This window comes from Pseudarthrobacter sp. TAF60_1 (assembly GCF_052113505.1).
Classification (GTDB): domain Bacteria; phylum Actinomycetota; class Actinomycetes; order Actinomycetales; family Micrococcaceae; genus Arthrobacter.
This window is the reverse complement of the sequence record NZ_JBFRDI010000017.1, coordinates 18,874-43,855: the sequence shown is the minus strand read 5'-3', so window position 1 is coordinate 43,855 and position 24,982 is coordinate 18,874. Positions and strand designations below refer to the sequence as shown.

28 protein-coding genes are annotated in these 24,982 nt (G+C 64.8%); 14 read left to right on the top strand and 14 right to left on the bottom strand.

The annotated features are described in order from the left end of the window. Window positions 1–930 carry a 4-phosphopantoate--beta-alanine ligase gene (locus AB4Y73_RS17395; RefSeq protein ID WP_441873348.1) on the top strand — a complete coding sequence of 310 codons (930 nt, stop codon included), beginning with the start codon at window positions 1–3 and terminating at the stop codon, window positions 928–930. Between the two features lie 52 nt (window positions 931–982). Here the strand turns inward: AB4Y73_RS17395 and AB4Y73_RS17390 are convergent, their stop codons facing one another. Then, window positions 983–1,264, bottom strand: coding sequence for a hypothetical protein (locus tag AB4Y73_RS17390; protein ID WP_441873346.1), 282 nt, complete (start codon window positions 1,262–1,264; stop codon window positions 983–985). A gap of 125 nt (window positions 1,265–1,389) precedes the next feature. On the opposite strand from AB4Y73_RS17390, the gene AB4Y73_RS17385 reads away from it, so the two are divergent. The 3 genes from AB4Y73_RS17385 (at window position 1,390) to AB4Y73_RS17375 (ending at window position 3,282) form a co-directional block, all read left to right on the top strand. After that, the gene (locus AB4Y73_RS17385) at window positions 1,390–2,010 is read left to right on the top strand and encodes a TetR/AcrR family transcriptional regulator (RefSeq protein WP_441873344.1); all 621 of its coding nucleotides are present in this window, start codon (window positions 1,390–1,392) and stop codon (window positions 2,008–2,010) included. A gap of 167 nt (window positions 2,011–2,177) precedes the next feature. After that, entirely contained in the window at window positions 2,178–2,744 is a 567-nt protein-coding gene (locus tag AB4Y73_RS17380) for a type 1 glutamine amidotransferase domain-containing protein (protein ID WP_441873342.1), read from the top strand. A gap of 82 nt (window positions 2,745–2,826) precedes the next feature. Next, window positions 2,827–3,282, top strand: a complete 456-nt coding sequence (locus AB4Y73_RS17375; RefSeq protein ID WP_441873340.1) for a transferase — start codon at window positions 2,827–2,829, stop codon at window positions 3,280–3,282. A gap of 65 nt (window positions 3,283–3,347) precedes the next feature. Here AB4Y73_RS17375 and AB4Y73_RS17370 read toward each other — a convergent pair whose 3' ends face one another. From AB4Y73_RS17370 to AB4Y73_RS17355, 4 genes are all read right to left on the bottom strand, one after another. Beyond that, window positions 3,348–4,496, bottom strand: coding sequence for a glycerate kinase (locus AB4Y73_RS17370; RefSeq protein ID WP_441873338.1), 1,149 nt, complete (start codon window positions 4,494–4,496; stop codon window positions 3,348–3,350). A 1-nt stretch (window position 4,497) separates the two neighbouring features. Further along, window positions 4,498–5,907 (bottom strand): C4-dicarboxylate transporter DctA, encoded by a 1,410-nt coding sequence (gene dctA / locus AB4Y73_RS17365; protein ID WP_441873336.1) that lies wholly within the window; start codon window positions 5,905–5,907, stop codon window positions 4,498–4,500. A gap of 166 nt (window positions 5,908–6,073) precedes the next feature. Further along, window positions 6,074–7,171 carry a tartrate dehydrogenase gene (locus tag AB4Y73_RS17360; RefSeq protein ID WP_441873333.1) on the bottom strand — a complete coding sequence of 366 codons (1,098 nt, stop codon included), beginning with the start codon at window positions 7,169–7,171 and terminating at the stop codon, window positions 6,074–6,076. A gap of 168 nt (window positions 7,172–7,339) precedes the next feature. Next, a complete protein-coding gene (locus tag AB4Y73_RS17355) occupies window positions 7,340–8,236 on the bottom strand; it encodes a LysR family transcriptional regulator (protein WP_441873331.1) in 897 nt (298 codons plus the stop codon). 126 nt (window positions 8,237–8,362) lie between these two features. Between AB4Y73_RS17355 and AB4Y73_RS17350 the strand changes: the two genes are divergently transcribed. Continuing rightward, the gene (locus AB4Y73_RS17350) at window positions 8,363–9,865 is read left to right on the top strand and encodes an MDR family MFS transporter (protein ID WP_441873329.1); all 1,503 of its coding nucleotides are present in this window, start codon (window positions 8,363–8,365) and stop codon (window positions 9,863–9,865) included. A gap of 91 nt (window positions 9,866–9,956) precedes the next feature. Here AB4Y73_RS17350 and AB4Y73_RS17345 read toward each other — a convergent pair whose 3' ends face one another. Genes AB4Y73_RS17345 through AB4Y73_RS17335 form a run of 3 tightly spaced genes read right to left on the bottom strand, consistent with a single transcriptional unit; the run spans window position 9,957 to window position 12,613 of the window. Continuing rightward, window positions 9,957–10,790: an alpha/beta fold hydrolase gene (locus AB4Y73_RS17345; protein ID WP_441873327.1), complete on the bottom strand. Its 834-nt coding sequence runs from the start codon at window positions 10,788–10,790 to the stop codon at window positions 9,957–9,959. 34 nt (window positions 10,791–10,824) lie between these two features. Next, window positions 10,825–11,688, bottom strand: coding sequence for an alpha/beta hydrolase (locus AB4Y73_RS17340; RefSeq protein ID WP_441873325.1), 864 nt, complete (start codon window positions 11,686–11,688; stop codon window positions 10,825–10,827). Window positions 11,689–11,728: 40 nt separating this feature from the next. After that, window positions 11,729–12,613 carry an alpha/beta fold hydrolase gene (locus tag AB4Y73_RS17335; RefSeq protein ID WP_441873324.1) on the bottom strand — a complete coding sequence of 295 codons (885 nt, stop codon included), beginning with the start codon at window positions 12,611–12,613 and terminating at the stop codon, window positions 11,729–11,731. Window positions 12,614–12,680: 67 nt separating this feature from the next. Here AB4Y73_RS17335 and lysS point away from each other — a divergent pair, with 67 nt between their 5' ends. From lysS to AB4Y73_RS17320, 3 genes are all read left to right on the top strand, one after another. Beyond that, complete coding sequence (lysS, locus tag AB4Y73_RS17330; protein ID WP_441873322.1) at window positions 12,681–14,213, top strand: lysine--tRNA ligase; 1,533 nt, start codon at window positions 12,681–12,683, stop codon at window positions 14,211–14,213. A 2-nt stretch (window positions 14,214–14,215) separates the two neighbouring features. Then, complete coding sequence (locus AB4Y73_RS17325; RefSeq protein WP_441873320.1) at window positions 14,216–14,395, top strand: hypothetical protein; 180 nt, start codon at window positions 14,216–14,218, stop codon at window positions 14,393–14,395. Window positions 14,396–14,527: 132 nt separating this feature from the next. Next, window positions 14,528–14,857: a histone-like nucleoid-structuring protein Lsr2 gene (locus AB4Y73_RS17320; RefSeq protein WP_441873318.1), complete on the top strand. Its 330-nt coding sequence runs from the start codon at window positions 14,528–14,530 to the stop codon at window positions 14,855–14,857. A gap of 20 nt (window positions 14,858–14,877) precedes the next feature. Here the strand turns inward: AB4Y73_RS17320 and AB4Y73_RS17315 are convergent, their stop codons facing one another. Next, on the bottom strand, window positions 14,878–15,192 hold the full coding sequence (locus AB4Y73_RS17315; protein WP_441873493.1) for an anthrone oxygenase family protein: 315 nt from the start codon (window positions 15,190–15,192) through the stop codon (window positions 14,878–14,880). 269 nt (window positions 15,193–15,461) lie between these two features. On the opposite strand from AB4Y73_RS17315, the gene AB4Y73_RS17310 reads away from it, so the two are divergent. The 5 genes from AB4Y73_RS17310 to dhaM all read left to right on the top strand — a co-directional run bounded on the left by AB4Y73_RS17310 (window position 15,462) and on the right by dhaM (window position 21,178). Next, window positions 15,462–17,954: an ATP-dependent Clp protease ATP-binding subunit gene (locus AB4Y73_RS17310; protein WP_441873316.1), complete on the top strand. Its 2,493-nt coding sequence runs from the start codon at window positions 15,462–15,464 to the stop codon at window positions 17,952–17,954. A gap of 113 nt (window positions 17,955–18,067) precedes the next feature. Further along, entirely contained in the window at window positions 18,068–18,577 is a 510-nt protein-coding gene (locus tag AB4Y73_RS17305) for an amino-acid N-acetyltransferase (protein WP_441873314.1), read from the top strand. Between the two features lie 275 nt (window positions 18,578–18,852). Continuing rightward, entirely contained in the window at window positions 18,853–19,854 is a 1,002-nt protein-coding gene (gene dhaK / locus AB4Y73_RS17300; RefSeq protein WP_441873312.1) for a dihydroxyacetone kinase subunit DhaK, read from the top strand. A 2-nt stretch (window positions 19,855–19,856) separates the two neighbouring features. Next, window positions 19,857–20,489: a dihydroxyacetone kinase subunit DhaL gene (gene dhaL, locus AB4Y73_RS17295; protein ID WP_441873311.1), complete on the top strand. Its 633-nt coding sequence runs from the start codon at window positions 19,857–19,859 to the stop codon at window positions 20,487–20,489. Next, window positions 20,486–21,178 (top strand): dihydroxyacetone kinase phosphoryl donor subunit DhaM, encoded by a 693-nt coding sequence (gene dhaM / locus AB4Y73_RS17290; RefSeq protein ID WP_441873309.1) that lies wholly within the window; start codon window positions 20,486–20,488, stop codon window positions 21,176–21,178. The genes dhaL and dhaM overlap by 4 nt, the downstream gene beginning before the upstream one ends. Before the next feature lie 25 nt (window positions 21,179–21,203). Here the strand turns inward: dhaM and AB4Y73_RS17285 are convergent, their stop codons facing one another. The 5 genes from AB4Y73_RS17285 to AB4Y73_RS17265 all read right to left on the bottom strand — a co-directional run bounded on the left by AB4Y73_RS17285 (window position 21,204) and on the right by AB4Y73_RS17265 (window position 24,105). After that, a complete protein-coding gene (locus tag AB4Y73_RS17285) occupies window positions 21,204–21,473 on the bottom strand; it encodes a DUF3040 domain-containing protein (RefSeq protein ID WP_441873307.1) in 270 nt (89 codons plus the stop codon). Window positions 21,474–21,654: 181 nt separating this feature from the next. Continuing rightward, the gene (locus tag AB4Y73_RS17280) at window positions 21,655–22,149 is read right to left on the bottom strand and encodes a hypothetical protein (RefSeq protein WP_441873305.1); all 495 of its coding nucleotides are present in this window, start codon (window positions 22,147–22,149) and stop codon (window positions 21,655–21,657) included. A 37-nt stretch (window positions 22,150–22,186) separates the two neighbouring features. After that, window positions 22,187–22,618, bottom strand: a complete 432-nt coding sequence (locus tag AB4Y73_RS17275) for a DUF3592 domain-containing protein (RefSeq protein ID WP_441873303.1) — start codon at window positions 22,616–22,618, stop codon at window positions 22,187–22,189. 3 nt (window positions 22,619–22,621) lie between these two features. Beyond that, entirely contained in the window at window positions 22,622–23,053 is a 432-nt protein-coding gene (locus AB4Y73_RS17270; RefSeq protein WP_441873301.1) for a DUF3592 domain-containing protein, read from the bottom strand. Between the two features lie 65 nt (window positions 23,054–23,118). Next, window positions 23,119–24,105, bottom strand: coding sequence for an A/G-specific adenine glycosylase (locus AB4Y73_RS17265; RefSeq protein ID WP_441873299.1), 987 nt, complete (start codon window positions 24,103–24,105; stop codon window positions 23,119–23,121). A 163-nt stretch (window positions 24,106–24,268) separates the two neighbouring features. Here AB4Y73_RS17265 and AB4Y73_RS17260 point away from each other — a divergent pair, with 163 nt between their 5' ends. Then, window positions 24,269–24,973 (top strand): hypothetical protein, encoded by a 705-nt coding sequence (locus tag AB4Y73_RS17260; protein WP_441873297.1) that lies wholly within the window; start codon window positions 24,269–24,271, stop codon window positions 24,971–24,973. Window positions 24,974–24,982 lie beyond the last annotated feature (9 nt).

The following is a 24,982-nucleotide window of genomic DNA, read 5'->3' as shown; positions in this document are numbered from 1 at the left end:
GTGGCTACCCAAGTGGTACGGACAGCGGCGGAACTGCGCGAGGCCAGTGCGCGCCTCCTGGCCGGAAAGGAAGGCAGGTCCCAAGGCCTGGTGCCAACCATGGGCGCGCTCCACGAAGGGCACGCCCGGCTGGCTCGGACCGCCGTCGAACAGAACGACGTTGTGGTGGCCTCCATCTTTGTGAATCCGCTGCAGTTCGGCGATGCGGTGGACCTTGACCGGTACCCGCGGACCCTCGAAGCCGACGTTGCACTGCTCGAGGCGCAAGGCGTGGACCTGGTCTTCGCACCGTCGGTGGAGGAGGTTTACCCGGACGGGGAACCGCTGGTGCGCGTCACGGCCGGCTCCCTGGGGGAGAAATGGGAAGGCGCCTCCCGGCCGGGGCATTTCGACGGCGCGCTCACTGTGGTTGCCAAGCTGCTGCATTACGGCCTTCCCGGCGCGGGCCTTCCGTCCGCAGGTGCGTTCGTTACGGGCGGCGGCGCCGGACTGCCCGCCTACCGGGCCTACTTCGGTCAGAAAGACGCTCAGCAGCTGGCACTGGTGCGGCGGATGGTGGCAGACCTGAGCTTCCCCGTGGACATCGTTGCGGTGCCCACGGTGCGCTCCGAGGAGGGCCTTGCCCTATCAAGCCGCAACCGTTTCCTGTCCGATGAGGAGCGGGAAGCAGCGTTGGTGCTCTCGCGGGCCCTGCGGCTGCTTGAGGAGCGCGCCCAAGCCCACGAGCCGCTGGACCTCGACTCGGCCCAGGCCTTGGTGGCATCCCAGCCCCTGGTGGAGCTTGACTACTTCGACGTGGTGGACCCGCGGACCCTCGAACCACTCGCCGAAAACTGCCGGAAGGTCCCCTTCCGCGGCGAAGGCCTGGCTCTCATCGCGGCCAAAGTGGGCCCTGTCCGGCTGATCGACAACGCGCCGCTGAGTTCCTGATATCGGCGGAAGCAGCGGGCAGGCCGTTTGCACGGAAAGGACCCGGGCCGCACTACATGACTGATTCGCCCTGTGAGTCTCGGTTGACCATCAATTGCTGGAGGAGAGCGCGTTCGGGCCTGCCGGGGTTCTGGGCCACGCAACGGCGGAGCCTGGCCCTGGCCAGCTCTTCGCTGGGATCCGTTCCGCTCAGGACCTCGTCAATGATTTCCTGCGCCTGCCACCGCACTGACTCTGTTGCCAATTGCCGTGCTTCTGACGCGCCGGCATGATCGACGACCCATGGGTCAGGATTATCGAAGGGAATGAACTCGAATGCTCGCTCTGCTGACATAGGGGCCTCCTTGCTCCATGCCGACGGCCGTGGGGATGCGTTCAGCATCCAGGAATTTGCATCTGGAAGAACATTACATGCAGGAAGACCGGTCTGTCTGCACTCGGGAGTAAACTGTTATCACGATGATTTCAGACGGAGATGCCACACTGCCGCCTGCCGGGAACACTGCAGCGGTGGCGCTTCATCCTGCAGATTCCAGGGAGCGGATCCTCGCCGTGGCCTACGAGCTGTTCTCCCGCCGCGGTGTGCGGGACGTCGGGGTCAATGAGCTGATCGAGCGTTCCGGCGTGGCCAAAGCAACGTTTTACCGCCACTTTCCGTCCAAGGATGCGCTGGTTTTGGCCTTCCTCGAGCTGCGGGACCAGGTCTGGACTGTGGACACAATCGTCGGCCAAGCCAAGCTTCGCGCCACCAAACCCACGGAACAGTTGCTGGCCATTTTCGACGTCTTCGGCGAATGGTTCCTCCGCGACGATTTTGAAGCCTGCTCCTTCATCAACATCCTGCTGGAAATGGGCCCTTCGCATCCGCTCGGCCTGGCCAGCATCGATTACCTGGCCAGGATCAGGGGTCACGTGCAGGCCCTCGCAGAGCAGGCCGGCTTGGACCGCCCGGAGGATTTCGCCCGGTCCTGGCACATCCTCATGAAAGGGTCCATCGTCTCTGCCTCTGAAGGCGACACGCAGGCAGCGAAACGGGCCCAGCAGATGGCCGGCTGGCTGATCGAGCACCACACCATCTAAACCCTCCCTTGCGGAGCGATTCCGGAGCAGCTCAGATGCAGTTGCCAAATAGTCAGCTTGCTTATCACTTGGGGCTTTCCTAGGCTGGATGCTGTCAGGCACACAACTCCCGAAGCAGATATCCCGACGTGGAAACACATCCGGTCCGCTTCGGCGAAGGAGGAAAAATGTCAGAACAGAACATCGCAGGCAAGAAGGTCGCTTTCCTCTTGACGGACGGCGTTGAGCAGATTGAGCTCACCAGCCCATGGCAGGCGGTTAAGGATGCCGGCGGCGAACCAACGCTGGTAGCGCCCAGCAGCGGACGGCTGCAGGGCTATAACGGGACCGACAAGGGCGACACCTTCAACGTCGACCTCACAGTGGCAGAAGCCAACGCTTCGGACTTTGACGCCTTGGTGCTCCCCGGCGGCGTAGTGAACGCAGATCATCTCCGGGTGGACAAGGACGCGCAGAACTTCACGCGCAGTTTCTTCGAGCAGCACAAGCCGGTGGCATCGATCTGCCACGGGCCGTGGCTGCTCATCGAGGCCGGTGTGATCCGCGGCCGCAACGTGACGTCGTACCACACGCTCCAGACCGACCTGAAGAACGCTGGCGCCAACTGGAGTGACGAGGAAGTGGTGGTGGACCAGGGCTTGGTAACCAGCCGTAACCCGGATGACCTCCCCGCCTTCAACAGCAAGCTGGTGGAGGAAATCTCGGAAGGCGAGCACGCTGGCCAGACTGCCTAAGGAATCTGCCCGGTTCCCCCGCCGTTAATACTCATGAGCGGGGGAACCACCCCAACTTGATTGATGATGGCTAAGGATTGGCATGACCAGGCAGGTTGAATCATTTGAGGACGATTCCGGCGCCGTGGTGTACTACCACCGGCACGGGAACGGCGGCGGCCTTGTGGGACGCGGGGCCGTTGTGGCTGACTCGGCCCGCCTGGAGCCCATGACGTACGTTGAGCCGCACGCGCGTGTCGGAGCGTGCACCCGGGTGGGGCACGGCAGCTGGATCGACCGTCAGGTGCAGGTGGGGGAGCGGACCATTATCGGCGACGCCGTGAAAGTGGGCCACGGAGCCATCATCGGTAACCGCGTGCACATCGGCAGCCATTCACGTATCGGCGCCGGTGCCGTCATTGAGCATGGCGCGCGGCTGGCTGCCGACAGCACAGTGCCCGACGGCGGTCGCGTCACCGCCCAGCCACGGCGCCGGGCTGACGCGGTGACGGAAAAGCGCCCGAGCGTGAGCAAGCGGCAGAAGAACCTGGCCGCCTGAGGCGGCCAGGTTCTCTCAGCGACAGCTCCGGTTGGGGCGGCTCGCCGGACCTGGTTGGCGCTGGGCTAAAGAAGGCTGGCGCCGATGTCCTGGCCGATCCGCTGGAGCAGCGCCGCGGACAGTTCGGGATCCTTCGAAGAGTCCAGGTCCGTATACTCGGCGAGCGTGTAGACGCTGGTGAGCGCCAAGTCGGGCCAGCGCTCGCGCGGGAGCAGGGAGCGTCCGGCTACAGCGATAATCGGCCTGGCGCCAGAACGGCGGGCGACGGCGGCCGGCAGCTTTCCTGACAGGGTCTGCTCGTCGATGCTCCCCTCGCCCGTGATCACCACGTCGCAGCTGTCCTTGCGGATGTTGAAGTCGAGCAGGTCCAGGAAGAAGTCTGCCCCCGATACCTGCCGCGCCCCGAGCAGCAGGCACGCGAAGCCAATTCCGCCCGCGCTGGCCGCGCCCTCATGGCGCGCCGCCGTCGCGGGGTCTGGGAGCCCGGCCTCGGTCAGGAGGGCCACCAAATGCGTGAGGCCCTCCTCCAATGCCGAGATCTCGGCGGGTCCGGCCCCCTTTTGCGGGCCAAAGACGGCCGGTGCGCCCTGGCGCCCGAGGAGCGGGTTATGCACGTCGCTGGCGATGATCAACTCGGTGCCGGCCAGTTCCGGGAACGCTGCCCGGTGGATGGAATGAATCCGGGCCAGGGAACTGCCGGAACCGTCCAGCTGACGCCCAGCGGCATCCCGAAAGGTAAATCCCAGAGCGGTGAGCATCCCCATGCCGCCGTCGGTGCTGGCACTGCCGCCGAGCGCCAGCACTATGGTGGCCGGATTGAGGCTAAGGGCAAATAAAACTGCTTCGCCGAATCCGCGGCTGGAAGCTGCCATGGCTTCGAGCCGCCCGTCTGGCAGGAGCCCCAAGCCGCAGGTGTTTGCCACCTCCACAACGGCTGTGACGCCGTCGAACGCGATGCTCGCCTGGACCGGCTGAAACGTGGGTCCGGCCACGGTGTAGCTGCGCCGGCCGAAGCCGGAGGCGACGGCGGCATCCACGCTGCCGTCCCCTCCGTCTGCCAGTGGAAGGATCTCGCAATGCACGGTCCCGGCGCCGGTTGCTGACCGGAGTCCCGCTGCCAGAGCGTCTGCCACCTCGCCGGCGGTGAGGCTGCCTTTGAACTTATCGGGGGCGATGAGGGTCCGGACGTTTTTCTGTGCAGTGGTGTTGTTCATGTCAGGCGGATTCCGAGTAGGCAGGGCGACGGTCAGCGGCCATTGCAGGTTCATGGAGGGCAGGCGCCGGACCTTCACTCACCCCGTGAATGGGCTCGACTGTTTGGCCGGCGAAGACGCGGCGGGCGCGGTCAGCGTCCAGGGTGCGGTCCCACCAGGCGATGAAGAGGGTGGCCACCGCGTTGCCGGTGAAGTTCACCAAGGCCCGGCATTCGGACATGAATTTGTCGATGCCGAAGATGAGCATGATGCCGGCCGCGGGGATGGTGCCGATGGTGGTGAGCGTGGCGGTCAGGGCGATGAAGCCGCCACCGGCCACTCCGGCCGCGCCCTTGGAGGTCAGCAGCATGACTGCAAGCAGGCCCAACTGCTGGCCAATGGTCAGGTCAGTGTTGGTGGCCTGGGCGATGTAGAGGGCGGCGAGGGAGAGATAGATCGCGGCGCCGTCCAGATTGAAGCTGTAGCCCGTGGGGACAACCAGCCCCACGGTCTCCTTTTTCACCCCGGCGTGCTCGAGCTTGCGCATCAGGCCGGGCAGCGCAGGCTCGGCGGTGGAGGTGCCCAGGATAATCATGTATTCCTCTTTGAGGTGGCGGATCATGGTGAAGATGTTCAGCTTGAGGAACGCCATCACCGAACCAAGGATCACCACCACGAAGAGGATGGAGGTGACGTAGAAGAGGGCAATGAGTCCGCCCATGCTGGTCAGTGAGGAGACCCCGTATTTGCCGACCGCGAAGGCCATCGCACCGAAAGCGCCGATCGGAGCGGCCTTCATGATGAATCCCAGGATCTTGAACATCACGCCGGTGAGGCGCTGTACGCCGTCCAGCACTGGGGCGCCCACCTTGCCCATGGCGTTCAGGGCGATGCCGAACACAACCGCGATGAAGATGATCTGCAGGATGTCGCCTTCAACAAAGGGGCCCGCGATGCTGTTGGGGATGATGTGCGTAAGGAACTGCCACCACTCCTGCTTCGCGCCGGCGTCAATGAGCTTGGCGGCTGAGTCCGAGGTCTTGATGGAGCCGGCGTCAGCGTTGACGCCGTCCCCGAGGCGGAAGATGTTGATGGCCACCAGGCCGAAGATCATCGCGAAGATGGTGCCGACCTGGAAGTACGTCAGGGCTTTCAGTCCCGTCATACCGACCTTCTTCAGGTCCGCGACGCTGGCGATGCCGCCCACGATGGTCAGGAAGACGATGGGGCCGATAAGCATTTTCATGGAGTTTACGAAGGTGGTGCCGATCGGTTCCATGGCGATGCCGAAGGTCGGGGCGAGCCAGCCGACGAGGATACCGACGAGAATAGCGGTCAGTACCCAGAAATAGAGCTGTCGGTACCAACGTGTTTTAGGGGCCGCGCTCTTGGCGGTGCCTGCGCCTGGGTCGGCGGTGCTGCTGTGATCCATGATTCCTACCTCGTTGTGGAAAGTCGCTGGAGGGGTTCTAAATCGGAAAGGTAAGCGTCCGACGGCGGCGGGAGGGCCGCCCGCGGAGGTCCCTTCCCAACGCTCGCAAGCTCGCGTCGGGGCCCTCGGGACGCCGCTTAGCTTGGGACCTCTGCCGAAAGACTCGCTAGACCGCTGCGGGTGCGAGCGTCAGCGCCTTGATGATCGCTTCGGTGACGTCGTCCGTCCTGGCGTCGCCGCCGACGTCGCGGGTCAGGTGGCCGGAGCCGGTGGCTGCCTCAATGGCAGCCTCCACCTGGCGGGCTTCCTCGTGCAGGCCGAAGTGGTCCAGCATGAGGGCGGCGCTGGCGATCGCGCCGATCGGGTTGCTGATTCCCTGGCCGGCGATGTCCGGAGCGGAGCCGTGGACCGGTTCGAACATAGACGGGAAGCGGCGTTCCGGGTTCAGGTTGGCGCTGGCCGCCAGGCCGAGGCTGCCCGCGAGTGCGGAGCCCAGGTCGGAGAGGATGTCTGCGTTCAGGTTGGACGCGACCACCACGGACAGGTCTTCGGGCTTGAGGATGAACTTGGCGCTCATCGCATCAACCAGGACGCTTTCGGTCTGCACGTCCGGGTAGTCCAACGCCACGCGGTTGAAGACTTCGTCCCAGAGGACCATGCCGTATTGTTGGGCGTTGGACTTGGTGACCGAGGAGACCTTCTTGACCGTGCGGGTCCGGGCGAGGTCGAAGGCGAACCGCATGATGCGCTCGCAGCCCTTGTCAGTGAACAGTGCGGTCTGCAGTGCCACCTCGTTGCCGGGGCCGCGGCCGCTGAGGTTGCGGCCGCCCAGGCCGGCGTATTCGCCCTCGCTGTTTTCGCGGACCACAACCCAGTCCAGCTCGGTGTTGTCGGCCTTGCGCAGCGGGGACTGGATGCCGGGCAGGAACTTCACGGGACGGATGTTGGCCCACTGGTCGAAGTTCTGCGTGATGTTCAGGCGCAGGCCCCAGAGGCTGATGTGATCCGGGACGTTCTCCCAGCCGACGGCGCCGAAGTAGATGGCGTCGAAGTCCTTGAGGGCTTCCAGGCCCTTGGGGTCCATCATCTGGCCGGTCTTCTCGTAATAGCCGCAGCCCCAGGGGAACTCGGTCCAGTCGAAAGCGAACCTGCCGTTGGAGTTCTCCGCGAGGGCCTCAAGGACGCGGCGGCCCGCGGAAACCACTTCCTGGCCCACACCGTCTGCCGGGATGGATGCGATGCTGAATTTCTGGGTGGCGCTCATGTGCCTACCTCCTCGTTGAGTTGTTAGCAGTGAGCCTGTTAGCCGGGTCACGCTGTTCTTCCTCTTCAAGTAGACGGGCGGCGGGCAGGCAGCGTCCAAGACCAAGATCCGATCCGCTAAATAGGTTTTACCTACCGATCAATGCATCGACTGCTCCGACAATGGATGCTAGTCAGCGTGTTGGTCGACGTGCTCAGCCGCCACTTTCAGGAAGGCCTGCGCCGCGGGGGTCAGGCCGTCCTTCCGGCTCAGGATGGCCACATCGAGGTGGGACACCGGTTTGACCAGCAGCGTACGGAGCCCGGCTTTGTGTGCAGTGGGCGCCCAGGACGAGGGCATCACGGCGTGCCCCACACCAGCCAGGACCAGCGGCAGAATGGAGGTCCGGTGCGCCACTTCTACGACGATCTCTACCTCGACGCCGTGCGCCAGGGCGTCGTCCACGAGCCACCGCATCAGCGACCCGCGCTGGCTCGCGATCAGGCGGTGGCCGCCCAGGTCTTCGCGTTGGATGGCTGGCCCCGTGTGGAACGTGTCCGCCTGAGGGTTGACGATCAGGATGAGGGGCTGGCGCTCAAGATCGAGGACATTGACGCCAGGCACCCTGATGGGCGTGGAGGAGCCGGCCAACCCGATTTCCGTGCTTCCGCTGCGGACCGATTCGATGACTTCTTCCGGGGTAAACGCCGCACTGACGTTGAGCCGTACTGCCGGGTGGACCCTGCTAAAGCAAGCGATCATGGACGTCAGCGGCTCGATGCCGGGGGAGGGCATGGTGATGATGTCGAGCCTGCCGCTGCGCACGCCCCGCAGGGCTTGGACGGCTGACTGCGCAGCGTCCAGGTCCCGCATCACCAGCCGGGCCGGACCCACCAGTTCCTTGCCTGCCTCGCTGAGCACAGCCCTGCGTCCGATGCGGTGAAAAAGCGGTACACCCAGTTCCTTTTCCAAGCTGGCGATGGTCTGGGACAGCGACGGCTGGGCGATCAGCAGGTGCTCCGCTGCCCGGTTGAATCCGTCATGGTCAACAACGGCCAGGAAATACTTCAGTTTCCGGGTGTCCACGCAAAACAGCCTACGCGCAGCGAAGAAAAAACCCGTGCGCAGGAATGGCAGCGGAGAGTACAGTGTTTGAATCTGCAGCGACGATGCTCGCGCGCCACTTCATTCTTACTCCCTGAGGGAACACCCATGTCTACAGAAGTCTCTCCAAACGCCTCCGGACAGCCGGGCCCACCCGGCCCATCCGGACAAACAGGCCACGCACCTGCGTCGGAGTCCTCCGCACCGGAGAAACTGTCCCGGGAGTCGGTGACCATCATCGCCACCCTGCTCGTGGCGACCTTCGTGGTGATCCTGAACGAGACCATCATGAACGTTGCCCTGCAGCGGCTGATGGTCGACCTCGGAGTCGACGCGCCTACCGTGCAGTGGCTCTCCACCGGCTTTATGCTCACCATGGCCGTGGTCATCCCCACCACCGGGTTCATCCTGCAAAGCCTGTCTACCCGTGCAGTCTTTATGCTGGCCATGGGCCTGTTCGCGGGTGGCACCGCGCTGGCAGCCGCTGCACCGGGCTTTGAGGTCCTCCTCCTGGCCCGCATTATCCAGGCCGGCGGTACGGCCATCATGCTGCCGCTGCTGATGACCACCATCCTCACGCTGGTCCCGCTGTCCAGGCGCGGCGCCGTCATGGGTAATGTCAGCATCGCGATCTCCGTGGCACCGGCCATGGGGCCCACGGTCTCCGGGCTGATCCTTGAGCACTTCACGTGGCGCTTTATGTTTGTCTTCGTCCTTCCGGTGGCACTGGCTGCCCTGGCCATCGGTGCGAAGTACCTGACGAACGTCGGCGAAACAGAGAAGACCAAGCTCGACTTCCTCTCCGTACTCCTGACAGTTCCCGCCTTCGGCGGCCTGGTGTATGGCCTGAGCCAGATTGGCGGTGGTCAGGGCGGCCAGAGCGGCCCCAAGACGGCCGCCATCGCCGCGCTGGCTATCGGCGTGGCCAGCCTGGCCGTCTTCGTGCTCCGTCAGCTCCGGCTGCAGAAGTCGCATGCTCCGCTGCTGGACCTCCGCGCTTTCAACTTCCGCATGTTCACGGTGTCAGTCCTGCTGATGGTGGTGGCCATGATGGCTCTGTTCGGGGCGGTGATTCTGCTCCCGCTCTACCTGCAGGAAATCCGCGGCCTGGGTTCGCTGGAGACAGGCCTGGCGCTGCTGCCGGGCGGTCTGGCGATGGGCCTGCTCGGCCCGTTCATCGGGAGGTTGTTCGATAAGGTTGGCCCGCTGCCGCTCACCGTGACGGGCTCGGTCCTGATGGTGCTGACCCTGTGGCAGTTTTCCATGCTCGACGCCGGCACTCCGGTGTGGTGGATCGTTACCCTTCACGTCCTCCTGAGCTTCGGCCTGGCGCTGTTGTTCACGCCCGCGTTCACTACCGGCCTGAACCCGCTGCCGCCGCACCTCTACTCCCACGGCTCCGCCATCATGAGCACCTCGCAGCAGGTTGCCGGTGCCGCCGGCACGGCGCTGCTGGTGTCCATCTTCGCGGTGGTGTCGGCGTCCTCCGGGCTGGTGGCGGGCATGAGTGCCGCCTTCCTGACGGCAACCGTCATAGCCCTTGCCGCCGTCGTGCTTTCCGCGATGATGCGCAAAACCGAAGGTGCCGCGCCGGGGCACGCCGCCCACTAACCCACTTTTGGACCAACGCGGGGTCACTAAATCCCATCCGGATGACCGGAACGGGCTGTATGTGACCCCGCGTTGATGTGGATGGACGGGTTCAGCCGGCGAAGAACTCGCTGAGTTCGGTGATGAGCTTGTCCGGCGCCTTGATCACACCGTCGTGGCCGAAGCCCGGCAGGATGGTGTAGCTGGAACCGGACAGGACGTCGTGGATCTGGCCGCAGGCCACACCGAAGTAGGCCGGGCTCTTTTCGCCCACCACAATGAGGGTCTCCAGGGGCAGCTCCAGGAACGGCTCGGCCGGCATGTCCGCAGCGATGATTGCCTTGATTTCCCGGACGCCCGTGCGCATCATGTCGCGCATCTGCTTACCGAGGTGTGTCCCTGCGGTGAGTTTGTTGGCGATGGTGAGCATGGAGAGCGGCATCCGGGAGAAGGCGCCGCCGGTTTCCAGTCCCTTGGTGAGGACGGCCAGGGCGCGGTCGTCATCACCGGCGGCGGTGGCGCGCTCATATTCAGGTGTCCAGTCGGCCGTGACGCTGTGGTTCACGGACACGGCAGGGTCATAAACCGCCAAACGCTCGACCGGAAGGGTCCGGGCTGCGTGCAGGGCCAGCGCGCCGCCGAAGCTGTGGCCGAACACGTCAGTGCTGGACGTGTGTTTCATGACGGCGTCCAGGTCGCGGATGTCCGCGTCCAGGGTGTAGTCCAGAGCCTGCGGCGAGGAGGTTCCCCGGCCGCGGCGGTTGAACGTGTGCACCGGCCGGCCAAGCGCGGCGCTGAGTTTCTGGGCAAACCGGGTGTAGTCGGCTGCGGTCACCATGGAAGCCGGAACCACAACCACGCCGGAACCGGCGGGGGCCAGTTCCGCACCCGTGGTGAAGAGCTCCAGGGTGCCGCCGTCGGGGGTCTTGATGTTCTCGCGCGTCATGTTCCGAGCCTAGCCGAGCAACCTTCGTAATGCCTTAGCCCTTGAAGTACCCGGCGATATCGGCGACCAGTTCCTTCACCGCAGCCGGGATGGAACCGTGATAGCCCTTGGGGGACAGTTCGAAGGTGCTTCCGGGGACTGCAGCATGAAGGCGCTGGGCCGTGACCTTGTAATAACGCGGGCTCTTGCCGCCTGCCATGAAATGGGTGTTGGCGGGCAACACGGCGAAGTCCCGGGCTTGCTCCACCTCGTCGTACGCTGCGCGCAACTCGCCCACACCCGTGGGCATCAGCTCCCGCGCCATCTTGTTGACCTTGGTGCGGGACACCAACGCCATGAGCCCGGCCAGGACGGGCTCGGGAATCCTGGACAATGCCGTGGCCGGCTGCATCCCTTTTTTCAGCTGGGCCATGGCATGCCCTAACTTGCCGGCGTTGACCGCAGCTTCAAAGTCGCTCAGCCACGAGGTGTCGATGCTGCCTTCGATGTTCACCGCTGCGTCGTAAACCGCCAGCTTGTCCGGCTCGTGTGGCGTCCCCGCGAACTCCTGCACTGCGTTCAGGGCCACCGAGCCGCCCAGGCTGTGGCCCAGCAGGTTGCGGGCGCCGGTGACGTCCATGATGGTGCGGACGTCTGCGACTTCCGTGGCCATGGAGTAATCGGCCGGCTGTTCTGTTGAGTTGCCGCGCCCCCGCCGGTCGTAGACGTCCACGGCCCAACCGTCGCCCAGGCCGTCCGCCAAAGCCACCGAGAACGGCCGGTATATGAGCGCAGTCAGGAAGGCGCCCCCGATCACCACCACCCGGCGTTCTCCCGGCGCGTCCTCGGTGCCGTAGCTGTACAAACCCAGCCTGCCGCCGTCGTGCGTGGGCACTTCCTGCTCTTTCACGGTACTCATCCTAGGCGGACGAACCTGGGCGCCCGCTGGGAAAAGCGCGCTACCGGCGCCGCCCCAGCATCTGGATCTGGCCATCGCTGGCGTTGAGGAACCGGGCAATCCGCACGGCCAGTCCCTTGCCGGGCCGGATGGGCCCCTCATGCAGTTGCCCGGGGACGACCCGGAACTCAATCGACGGCACCGCGGACGCCAGCTGCCGGCCGGTCTCCGCGAAGTACGCAGGGCTCCAGCCGCCGCTGAGCATCAGGATGGGGGTGGTGAGGGCCGTGAAATCCTCCAGCTCGGCGTCGGCGTCGAGTACGGCACGCATTTCCTTCACGGCTGTCGGCAGCAGCTGGCGCATCTCCGTGCCCAGGTTTGTCCTGGCGGAGAGGATGCTCAGCATCCGCAGCGCGCCCAGCGGCAGGTAGGACAGCGGGCCTGCGGTGCCCAGACCCTGGACCAAGTGCGCCCAGGCATGGTTGAGCTGGCCCGCCGTGACAGCGTCCTCAAGCTCGGGCCGCCACCGGTGGCTGAGGTTTCCGGACAGCGAAACCGCCGCGTCATAGGTCACCAGCCTGCCGATCGGCAGGGTCCGGGCAGCCTGGAGGGCCACGAAACCGCCAAAGCTGTGTGCCACGACGTCCGTAGAGCCGGTCCTGTCCATGACCGCGGCGAGGTCGCTGATTTCGGTTTTTGCCGAGTAGTCGTCCGGCTGCGGCGAGGACCCTGCCCGGCCGCGCCGGTTGTAGCAATGCACCGGACGGCCCAGCAGGAGGCTGAGCTTCCGTGCAAAAGGGCGGTAGAGGGCGTCGGTGACCAAAGTGCCGTGGACGAGTACGACGCCGGGAGGGCCCGCCGTCGTCGGGTCCTGTTCCGCAGGGGTGAGGAACGAATGCACCTCCAGGTGTCCGTCATCTGCCGTTTCTAGTTTCCAGGACTCCACAGCCCGAGTCTATGCCCGGGCCGCCGCCGGAACCCGGCCGGCGGAACTCCCGGTAAACTTGGGGATTGTGACTTCCCAAAACACCCCCACCCCCAAAAATGCCCCAGAGCCCCTCGATGCCAGCGAGCAGATGCGCATCCGCATGGAGAAGCGCGCCAAGCTGATCGAGCGTGGCACCGAGGCGTACCCGGTGGGTGTGGAACGTACACACTCCCTCACCGAGATCCGCGAAAAGTACGCGCACCTCGAAGCCGACGACACCACCGGCGACGTTGTGGGCGTCACCGGCCGCGTGGTGTTTGTGCGCAACACCGGCAAGCTCTGCTTCGCCACCCTCCAGGAGGGCGGGGTTGACGGCAAAGGCACCCGGCTCCAGGCCATGCTGAGCCTCGCCAACGTGGGCGAGGAAGCGCTCGCCGAGTGGAAGGCCCTGGTGGACCTGGGCGACCACGTGTTCATCAAGGGCGAGGTGATTTCCTCCCGCCGTGGCGAGCTGTCCGTGATGGCGGACTCGTGGTCCATGGCCTCCAAGGCTCTGCGCCCACTGCCCGTGCTGCACGCGGAACTGAACGAGGAAACCCGTGTCCGGCAGCGTTATGTGGACCTGATGGTGCGCGACGAGGCCCGTGAAATGGTCTACACCCGCGCGGCGATTACCCGTTCCATCCGCGAAAGCCTCCACCGCCACAACTACGTGGAGGTGGAAACGCCCATCCTGCAGCTGGTCCACGGCGGCGCCCTGGCGCGTCCGTTTGAGACGCACATGAACGCGTTCGACCAGAAGATGACCCTGCGCATCGCAACCGAGCTGTACCTCAAGCGCGCCGTGGTGGGCGGCATCGACCGTGTCTACGATATGGGCCGCGTCTTCCGGAACGAGGGCGTGGACTCCACCCACAGCCCTGAATTCACCACCCTCGAGTGCTATGAAGCGTGGGCGGACCAGTTCGTCATGGCTGACCGCATCAAGGAAATCATCCTCGACGCCGCCGACGCCGTGGGTGCCGGCCGCACCCTCCAGACCGAAGCCGGGGAAATTAACCTCGACGGCGACTGGGCCTGGGTCTCGGTCTACCCGGGGCTTTCCGACGCCGTTGGCCAGGAAGTCACTCCTGATACTCCGCTGGAGGTGCTGCGCGAGATCGCGTCGAAGCACGAGGTTAAGGCGGACCCGAAATGGGACGCCGAGAAACTGGCCGTGGAACTCTTTGGTGAAATCGTGGAACCCACCCTCCTGAACCCCACCTTTGTGTACGATTACCCGCCGTCCGCCCAGCCGCTGGCCCGGCCGCACCGCGAGGACGGCCGGCTGATCGAGGCTTGGGACCTCATCATCGGCGGCATGGAACGCGGCACGGCCTTCTCCGAACTCATTGACCCTGTCATCCAGCGCGAGCGGCTCACCGAACAGTCACGGCACGCGGCTGCGGGTGATGATGAGGCGATGCAGTTGGATGAGGACTTCCTCCGCGCCCTCGAATACGGCGCCCCTCCCATGGGCGGAATCGGGCTCGGAATCGACCGCCTGGTCATGCTGTTCACCGGAGCCGGTATCCGTGAAACCATCCTGTTCCCGCTCCTGAAGCCCGAAGGGCACTAATTATGGAATACGTAGCCGTACTGCTGCCCTCATTGGTGGTGGGCCTCATCTTCTGGTTCGTCATGAAATCGATCTTCAACGCCGATAAATCCGAGCGGCAGGCGGAGGCGCGTGCCCAGGCCGAGGCCGACGCACATGCCGCTAATCCAATGAATGGACTGGATACCGAGCCGGATAAATAGGTACAGGATATTCTGCGGATATCCACAGGAACCATTTCACGCTTTGACGCGTTGCCATAAAGAGGGTCATACTTTTTGTAGAAACATCCTGCTTTTCTGCACACCCCCGAACCTCGAACAGGAAGTCTTTAAATGGCACAGAAAGTGAACATCATCCTTGTCGATGATCTGGATGGGGGATCCGCGGATGAGAATGTCCAGTTCGGCCTTGACGGCACTAGTTATGAAATCGACCTGTCAGCCGCAAATGCCGCCGAACTGCGTTCGAGTCTGGAACGTTTTGTAGGGGCCGCACGCAAAACGTCTGCAGGGCGCGCCACACGCACGAAAACGGCTTCGCCGAGCCGTGGCAATGATTCCGCCCAGATCCGTCAGTGGGCTCGGGATAATGGCTACACGGTCAACAGCCGGGGCCGAATTCAGGCTGAAATCCAGGAAGCCTACCAAAAGGCCAATTCCTAGGGTCTGCGCCTCTTTGCTGCTTAGAACCCTGTTTCGCCGTCCGGCGGGACAGGGTTCTTTGCTGCCAAATGAATAACCTGGCCGGCGCTCTTGGCCGAAAATGCCGATTCCGCTGCTAATGGGCTGTCAAAGCGCCGCCACGCAATGCAGGGGGCAAGCAAGGTCGCCAGAGACAGCCACGTGCGGTAAATGTTCCACCGGGTCCACCGGCGCTCGAGAAATTCCCGGCCGGCTCCGGCATGTTCCGAAGTCCCAACACTGCCGAGCCTGATATTAAGGGGGATATTCGCGCACACGGTAATGACAAGCGTGGCGGTGTATAAGGCAAGGGCAATAGACGCTGGCAGCGCGCCGGCGAGCCCATCATCAACGGCTCACCCTTACGTAGATTCCCCGTCAAATCGGGTATGCGAGTCCCTCAAGCTTCAGCATCGCTCTTAAGCGGCGGTTCGGCGTGAGCTCCGAGGAATACCGACGGCGGCGGCCGGCAGCCGCGATTCCGGAGAGCTGAGGATCACCACGGTTTCCCCTGTGGCGAACACGCTCCACAAGACGGGATCGGCCACGTAGCATCAAAGTACGTTGTAGCTAGGAGTGTGGCGAAATGTTTGAGCGATTTACGGACCGTGCCCGTCGCGTCGTTGTGCTTGCCCAAGAAGAGGCACGCATGCTGAACCATAACTATATTGGTACCGAACACATCCTCTTGGGTCTGATCCATGAGGGTGAAGGCGTTGCCGCCAAGGCTCTTGAGTCCTTGAGCATTTCGCTCGACGGCGTCCGCGAGCAGGTGCAGGAAATCATCGGCCAGGGCCAGCAGGCCCCCTCCGGTCACATTCCCTTCACGCCCCGCGCCAAGAAGGTGCTGGAGCTCTCCCTGCGTGAGGCGCTGCAGCTGGGCCACAACTACATCGGCACGGAACACATCCTGCTGGGACTTATCCGCGAGGGTGAGGGTGTTGCCGCCCAGGTGCTCGTCAAGCTCGGCGCTGACCTCAACCGGGTCCGCCAGCAGGTTATCCAGCTGCTTTCCGGCTACCAGGGCAAGGAAACTACCGGCGCAGGCGTCGGGGCCGGCCAGCCCGAAGGCACTCCTGCCGGTTCAGTGGTCCTGGACCAGTTCGGCCGCAACCTGACCCAGGCCGCGCGTGAGAACAAGCTGGACCCGGTGATCGGGCGCGAATCCGAAATGGAACGCGTTATGCAGGTTCTCTCGCGCCGCACTAAGAACAACCCCGTCCTGATCGGGGAGCCCGGCGTTGGCAAGACCGCCGTCGTCGAAGGCCTCGCCCAGGCGATTGTTCGCGGCGACGTCCCGGAGACCATCAAGGACAAGCAGCTTTACACCCTGGACCTCGGGTCCCTGGTGGCAGGCTCCCGGTACCGCGGTGACTTCGAAGAGCGGCTGAAAAAGGTCCTCAAGGAAATCCGCACCCGCGGCGACATCATCCTCTTCATCGATGAGATCCACACCCTGGTGGGTGCAGGCGCTGCCGAGGGTGCCATCGACGCCGCCTCGATCCTGAAGCCCATGCTGGCCCGCGGTGAACTGCAGACGATTGGTGCCACCACGCTGGATGAGTACCGCAAGCACATTGAGAAGGACGCGGCGCTGGAGCGCCGTTTCCAGCCGATCCAGGTGGCCGAGCCGAACGTGGCCCACGCCATCGAGATCCTCAAGGGCCTGCGTGACCGCTACGAGGCGCACCACCGCGTGACCATCACCGACGGCGCGCTTGCTGCGGCCGCCAACCTCGCCGAACGCTACATCTCGGACCGCTTCCTGCCGGACAAGGCCATCGACCTGATCGATGAGGCCGGGGCCCGGTTGCGTATCCGTCGCATGACCGCTCCGCCGGAGCTCAAGGCCATGGACGAGCGCATCTCCAAGCTGAAAATGGAGAAGGAATCCGCGATTGACGCGCAGGACTTCGAAGGCGCGGCATCGCTGCGCGACAAGGAACAGAAGCTCATCACCGAGCGCGCGGAGAAGGAACGCCACTGGAAGTCCGGCGGCATGGATGACATCTCCGAGGTGGATGAGGATCTCATCGCCGAAGTGCTGGCCAACTCCACCGGCATCCCGGTCTTCAAGCTGACCGAGGAAGAGTCCTCGCGCCTGCTGAAGATGGAAGACGAACTGCACAAGCGCGTGGTAGGCCAGGACGAGGCCATCAAGGCCCTGTCCCAGGCGATCCGCCGCACCCGTGCAGGCCTGAAGGACCCCAAGCGTCCCGGCGGCTCGTTCATCTTCGCCGGCCCCACCGGCGTCGGCAAGACCGAGCTGGCCAAGGCCCTGGCCGAGTTCCTGTTCGGTGAAGAAGACGCCCTCATCACCCTGGACATGTCCGAGTACTCCGAAAAGCACACGGTTTCCCGGCTCTTCGGTGCTCCTCCGGGCTACGTCGGCTACGAGGAAGGCGGCCAGCTCACCGAGAAGGTCCGCCGCCGTCCGTTCTCCGTGGTCCTGTTTGACGAAGTGGAGAAGGCGCACGCCGACCTCTTCAACTCGCTCCTGCAGATCTTGGAAGATGGTCGCCTGACCGACTCCCAAGGCCGCGTGGTGGACTTCAAGAACACCGTGATCATCATGACCACGAACCTTGGCACCCGCGACATCTCCAAGAGCGTTGCCACCGGCTTCCAGTCCGGCACCGACACCCAGACCGGTTACAACCGGATGCGTGCCCGCGTGACGGAGGAACTCAAGCAGCACTTCCGCCCCGAGTTCCTGAACCGTGTGGATGACGTTGTGGTGTTCCCGCAGCTGACCCAGGACGAGATCATCGAGATCGTGGACATGTTCGTTGGCCGGCTGGAGAAGCGCCTCAAGGACAAGGACATGGGCATCGAGCTCACGGCCGCCGCCAAGGTGCTCCTGGCAACCCGAGGCTACGACCCCGCCATGGGTGCCCGGCCGCTGCGCCGCACCATCCAGCGCGAGATCGAGGACCAGCTTTCCGAGAAGATCCTGTTCGGCGAGATCCACGCCGGCGACATCGTGGTGGTGGATGTGGACGGCGAAGGCGACGACGCCAAGTTCACCTTCGCCGGCAACGCCAAGCCGCGCATCCCGGAAATCGCCCCGAGCGTCTAACGAGCAGCAGCCGAAGCCCCGCCACTCCGCAAGGAGCGGCGGGGCTTCTGCGTTGGTGCCCTGCAGTGGCGCGGGTACGGGAGCGCACCATGGAGCCACCGTAGGATTGACCTGTGACTGACTCCTTCCAAATCCGCCCTGCCCGCACCAGCGATGTGTCCGCCATCAAGAGACTGGTGGCGCCGCTCGCGGAACAACGGATCCTGATGGCCAAGGAGACGGTCGCCTACTACGAGAGCCTTCAGGAGTTCCGGATCGCCGAATCGGCCGACGGCGAAATCATCGGCTGCGGTGCCCTGCACGTGATGTGGGAAGACCTGGCCGAGGTGCGCACCCTTGCTGCCTCCGACTCCTGGCGCGGCAAAGGCGTGGGTCACGTACTGGTGGAAAGCCTGCTCGAGGAGGCACGGGCGCTCGGCGTAGCGCGTGTCTTCTGCCTCACTTTCGAGGTGGACTTCTTCAAACGCCACGGCTTCGAGGTGATGGCGGACCAGTCCGCTGTGGACCCGGCGGTCTACTCCGAGCTGCTCCGCTCCCACGACGAAGGCGTCGCCGAATTCCTGGACCTGGCGCGGGTCAAGCCAAACACCTTGGGTAACACGCGCATGATCAAGTTCCTCTAAACGCCAGCACCTGCCATCTTCCGGCCGCAGTGACGAACCTGCCGTCATAAGCCGCCCGCGTCGTCGTCCAGCGTCATGTCCGCCAACCTCTTGGCTTTAGTCGAGTTGCTGGATAAACTGAGCGGGCCGCAGTTTGGGGCCTGCCGGTAAGGGACAGTCATTGGGGGCTGTCCCTTACCTATGCCCTGAAAGCCGGAGGCTACCCGAGTTACATGCCGCGGTAGTAGGGTCAAAGTGCAATCCTCTAGCACGAGCCCACACCCAGGAGTTCTGCCATGAAAAAGCTCATCAATGATCCCCGTTCCGTGGTCGACGAGTCTGTGGAAGGCTTCGGCCTCGCCCACGCCGACCTCGTCACCGTCAGCGCCGATCCGAAGTACGTCACGCGCAAAGACGCGCCTGTGTCGGGAAAAGTCGGCCTCCTTTCCGGCGGTGGCAGCGGGCATGAGCCGCTGCACGCCGGTTACGTCGGGCTGGGAATGCTCGACGCCGCCGTGCCGGGGGCGGTGTTCACCTCACCGACGCCGGACCAGATCCTTCCGGCGACGCTCGCCGTCAACTCGGGTGTCGGCGTCGTCCATATCGTGAAGAACTACACCGGGGACGTCCTCAACTTCGAGACGGCAGCCGAACTGGCGCAGGCAGAGGGCGTGGAGGTCCGCACCGTACTTGTCAACGACGACGTCGCCGTGGAGGATTCGCTGTACACCGCCGGACGGCGCGGAGTAGGCGGGACTGTCCTTGTGGAGAAGATCGCCGGCGCCGCCGCTGAACGGGGCGACAGCCTCGATGCGGTGGCGGCCATCGGTGACCGCGTCAACAGCAATGTCCGCACCATGGGCGTCGCCCTCTCAGCCTGCACTGTGCCGCATGCGGGCTCGCCGAGTTTCGAACTGGCGGACAACGAGATTGAAATCGGCATCGGGATCCACGGCGAACCCGGCCGGCACAAGATCCCGATGGAGAATGCGGACGGCATCACGGACAGGCTGCTGGAACCTGTCCTCAGCGACCTCGGCATTTCCAGTGGCGAGAAAGTCCTGCTGTTCGTCAATGGCATGGGCGGGACGCCGCTGAGCGAGCTGTACATCGTCTACCGCCGCGCGGCGCAGGTGCTCGCGGAGCGGGGAGTGACCGTGGAGCGTTCACTGGTGGGAAACTACATCACGGCACTGGAAATGCAGGGCTGCTCCATCTCGGTGCTCCGGCTCGATGATGAACTCACGCAGCTGTGGGACGCCCCTGTTCACACGGCTGCACTGCGCTGGGGCGTGTGACGATGCTGCTCGATGTTAAATGGGCCGTCAAATGGCTGACGATGTGCGCCGAGGCGATGGCCGAAAACAGGGCGTGGCTCATTGAACTGGACCGTCCCATAGGCGACTCGGACCACGGTGAGAACATGGACCGTGGATTCCAGGCCGTGCTCCAGAAACTCGCAGAGACGCCGCCTGAGACACCCGGCGCGGCGCTGAAAATGACGGCCATGACCCTGATGTCCAAGGTGGGCGGTGCCGCGGGCCCGCTGTACGGAACAGCCTTCCTACGGGCCTCCTCCGCCTTCGGGGACGCCCTCGAAGTTGATCCCGCGGGGCTTGCCACCGCATTGGTGGCCGCCCGCGACGGCATCGTGGCCAGGGGCAAGGCCGAGTCCGGTGACAAGACCATGGTGGACGCCTGGACCCCTGCCGCCGAGGCGGCTCAGGCGGCCGCCGCGGACGGATCGGGCAACGTCCTGGCCGTGCTGGTGGCCGCAGCCGAGGCCGCCGAAGCAGGCGCGGTGGCAACGGACCCGCTGGTGGCCCGCAAAGGCCGTGCCAGTTACCTGGGGGAGCGGAGTGCCGGCCATCGCGACCCGGGCGCTGCCTCCAGCGCCCTGATCCTCCGGGCCGCCGTCGGGGCTGCTGCATGACGGTGCGCCTGGTGGTGGTGTCCCATAGCGAAAAGATCGCCGACGGCGCCGTGCAGCTTGCCGCGCAGATGGCGCCTGACGTGGTGATGATCGCAGCCGGGGGCACCTCGGACGGCAGGATTGGAACAAGTCTGGAGAAGGTCATGTCCGCCCTGGACCAGGCCGCTGGCGGCGACGGCATAGTGGTGTTGACCGATCTCGGGTCTGCCGTGATGACGGCGGAATCGGCGCAGGAGCTCGCAGAGGACCCGTCCGCGGTGCTCCTTGCGGACGCGCCCTTGGTGGAGGGCCTGGTGGCTGCCGCAGTGGCCGCCCAGGGCGGCGCCGACGTCCTGGCCGTCAAGCGGGCGGCTGAGGCTGTTTACGGGTCAGGGGCCGCCGGGGCGTCCCCCGTCAGCTCTGTTGCGGAGGGCTCGGTGACCGGTGCCGGGCCGGAATTCACCGGGGACTTTGAACTCATTAATCAGGCAGGCATGCATGCCCGCCCGGCAGCCAAGGTTGCCGGCGGGCTGTCATCAATGAACGCCGAGGTCACCATCAACGGCGTGGATGGTGCCTCCATGACCGCACTCATGACTCTTGCCGCCGGGAAGGGATCCTTACTCCACGTCGAGGCATGGGGACCGGACGCGGAGCGCGCCTTGAATTACGTTGGCGGCCTGGTGCAGGCGGGTTTCGGCGAACCGTAAGCGCAGTGGGCCTGTTCTTGGGGCGTCAGCGAAGCCGCATGGGGTGCGTGCCCAATGCCAGGTATGTGCCTGCGCCCATCAGGAGGAAGCCGCCGACGCCGACGACGATGAGTTGTGTGCCCACTCCGGTTATCAGCGCTATCAGCCCAATCAGGCAAAGCACCAGCCCGATGTAGGACTTGGCGCGAAGCCTGACGGAACCCGACGAGAGTCTTTGCGCGAGCTGCGGATCATCTGCCGCCAGATCCGCCTCCAGCCCTTCGAGCTGCTTGCGCTCCCGATCTGAAAGTGGCATCGGAACCCCCGTCTGGCGTCCTGTGAACTCGAAAATCTAACCTTTGATGTGTTAGTAAAGCTGACGCTAAGAGTGTTGCCTGAGGAAGTCAATAGCACCCTGTGCCGGGTGCCACGGGCCCCGTCGAAACCCCACGCAGCGGCACGGGAGAGCCTCTGGGCCGCTCCAAAAGAGGGCGGACTCAGGCCTGTCCCTCCCGTAACCCCCCGGCGTCGAGCACTACAGAGGCGGTGACAAACCGCCCGCACTGTGCGCCGTAGGGGGAGGCGCCACGGGGGCGAAATTCCAGCATACGCACCGGCAGGGCCTGCCCGTCGGCGGAAGTTCCTGTGGCCGTCACAGTCATGGGCGCCTCGGTGAGTGCGTCCAGGAACAGCATGCCGACCAGCGTTCCGTCGGGGGAAGCCGTGGCAGAGCAGGCGCCGTCAGGGCGGCAGCCTTGGTCCACCGACACAGACCCCGGACGGAGTTCCACGGCGTCTTCCTTGCAAGTCCCGTCCTGGCAGGCCTTCAGCCGCAGTGTCCCCACGTGCGGCACGTAGGAAACGGGAACAGTCACCGAGACCACGGACGCCTGAGCGATCGCGGGACATGGCGTCCCCGCCGGGTAGTAGTAGCAGCCGGAGGTGAGGACCGTCGTCGTGAGCAGCGTCAAAAGCAGCCCGGACTTGCGCATACTCCAGCCTAGGACGGCGGCCCCGGCGGCGGCACGGCTACCAGGGAAGTGAGCCAAACATTGTTATGGCTCCGGCGCCAAAGAGCACCAGAATGAGACCTGTGGCCAGCCGGCCCCTGGCGACCACGAACACTGGCAGGGTGGATTCGGCCGGATTGACCGGGTTGTAAAGGACCGCGATGCGCTGCCCGATGATTGCCTGGTCCTGGCTGTATATATCCGACTGGCCCAGCCAGCGTTTACCGCCGGCGTCCTCGAATACGTATGACGCCGCAAACCGGTCCCTGCCGTTACTTCCCGGCCCGTCCTTCCCGTGAAGGTTTCCGGTCACCGTGGCGGAGGCCCGCGACCACCCGCCGGTGTTGCGTTTTCGGTGGAAAGTCGAGGCCAGGGACAGGCCCACCATGATCAGTCCCAGGACAACGAAAAGCCCCGGCAGCACAACAAAAATCAGCTTCAGGAAGTCCACGGCTCAGGGCAGCGGGAAGGCGCCGGCAACCCAGAACAGCAGGAGGGAAAACATTGCGAAGAAAGGTATGAGGCAGCCGAGTATCATCTTGGATTCGGACGCCACCTGGAAAGACTGGTTGGGGTTCGCGGGGTTGTATGCCACCTCCACCAGTGAGCCCGGCACCTGCTGGTTACGGTAGGAAACCTCCGATTCGCCGGCGTAGAGAATCCCGCCCGGGTCCGCGAACTGATACGTGGGATAGAAGCGCCGGCTGCGCGATGAACCACCGCTGCCACCGCTCCAGCCCCCGACGTTCCCAGTGACGGTAGCCTGGACTCTTGGCCAGCCGGCGATCAGTTTTTCCTGGCGCCTGGTCTTCCGCAGTGTATGGACCAGGGCGAAAATGACCCCCGCCACGAACAGCGCCCAGATGATGTACAGCACGATTCTCATAAACTTCCCCCGGTTCGAGTCACCAGAAAGTATGCCATCCGGCGCGGGACTGCCCTAAAGATGCCTCACCCCGGAAGCCGGTAGCCGCCCTGGTGCAGCTCGGCCAGGCCATCGCCGACCAGCCCGGCCAGTGCGCGTTCCAGTTGTTCGGGCGCAGAGTTCAACCGGTGCAGCGCCGCCAAGGGCACGCCGATTCCGTGCGCCGCGAAGCCCAGGTCGGCCGGCTCCTGTTGGAACATTTCCGCCGGCACGGGGCTGTCCGCGAGCCGCAGCACAGCCATGACGGCGCCGCGGACCTGGCGGTCGGTTCCGTGCCACGCCTGGCCCTTAGGGATGTACGACGGTGGTGGCTCACCCGCAGCCAGCCAGGCGCAGGAGTCCCGAACGGGGCAGTCCGCGCACTTGGGCGCACGCGCCGTGCATACCAGCGCCCCCAGCTCCATGACCGAAGCGTTCCAGCGCACGGAGGTCCCGTCGTCGGCCGGCAGCAGTTCCGCAGCGAGCCGCATCTCCGTTGCGCTCAGGGAGGGGGCGGGGAGCGCGACGCCGGAAAAGAGGCGTGCGTGAACCCGCCGTATGTTGGTGTCCACCACAGTTTCCCGCCGCCCGTAGGCGAAGGCGGCTACTGCGGCAGCTGTATAGCTGCCCACGCCGGGCAGGGTCAGCAGTTCGTCAAAAGTGCCGGGGACTGTGCCGCCGTGATCGCGGACGATGGCCGTGGCGGCCGCATGCAGGCGGAGTGCTCGGCGGGGGTAGCCAAGCCGGCCCCACGAACGGACTGCCTCGCCGGCTGGTTCCTCCGCGAGGCCTGCCGGGGTGGGCCAGCGCTCCAGCCATTCCCGCCAGACCGGCAGCACCCGCACCACGGGTGTCTGCTGCAGCATGACCTCACTGACCAGGACGCCCCACGCCGAACAGTCCGGTTCCCGCCAGGGGAGCTCCCGGGCGGTCTCCGCGAACCAGCCCGTGATCCGGCCGTGCAGTTCCTCGAGTTGCGGCGCGGTGAGGTTGGCCTGGCCGGGGAAGGCTTCAGGCGCACCGCCTGCGGGCATGGCTGCTGAAAGGGTTGTAGCGTCGATCCCCACACTGTAGTTGATGGTTCGTGGCGTATGCCAAGTGCCGCCACGCCGCACATCGGCAAACTGTGACCTGGGCGTTGGCTGGGTTGCGGCGTGGTGGGCGGGCAGATTCCGGCGTGTTCTCTAGCCTAGAAGGATGGGCAGGCAAGGCAATTCATCACAGCGCAGCACGGCATCCGCTTCCGGTTCCCGGGACGGGTCCGGGGCGACCCGCAAGCCGAGCCCCGCCGTCTACCGCCGCCGCCGTCTCTTTGTTGGAATTGCACTGCTCATCGTGGTGGGCCTGGCGTTCGGCGGTTTCGCCGTCGCCGGTGCTTTCAACGGCAAGCAGGTGTCCTCAACTGACGGCGTCACCGCGGACGCGGCCGGACAGGCACCCGCTCCCAGCGATTCGCCGTCGGCTGCGCCTAGCGCGGCTCCGACGCCCACGCCGATGCCCACGCCGACTCCCGCCTGCAACCAGAACCTGGTCACCGTTTCGGCGTCGACGGACAAGCCGGCGTACGGCCGGGACGAGAAGCCGCTGCTCAGCCTGAAGGTGACTAACGGCGGCACCATGCCGTGTGAAGTGAATATCGGCACGTCCCAGATGGAGTTCCTGGTGACCAGCGGTGCGGACAGGATCTTCTCGTCAAAGGACTGCCAGGCAAAGAGCGAAGACCTCGTGAAGACCCTGGCGCCGGGTGCCAGCGAGACGGCCAACTTCCAGTGGGCGCAGAACCGCTCGCTCGAAGGATGCCAGGTTATCGCGACGAAGCCCGGCGGGGGCGGCGCCTATTACATCTTCACGGCTAAGCTCGGGTCGAAGGCCAGCCCAAAGGCAGTGTTCCAGCTCAACTGACCCGTTCAA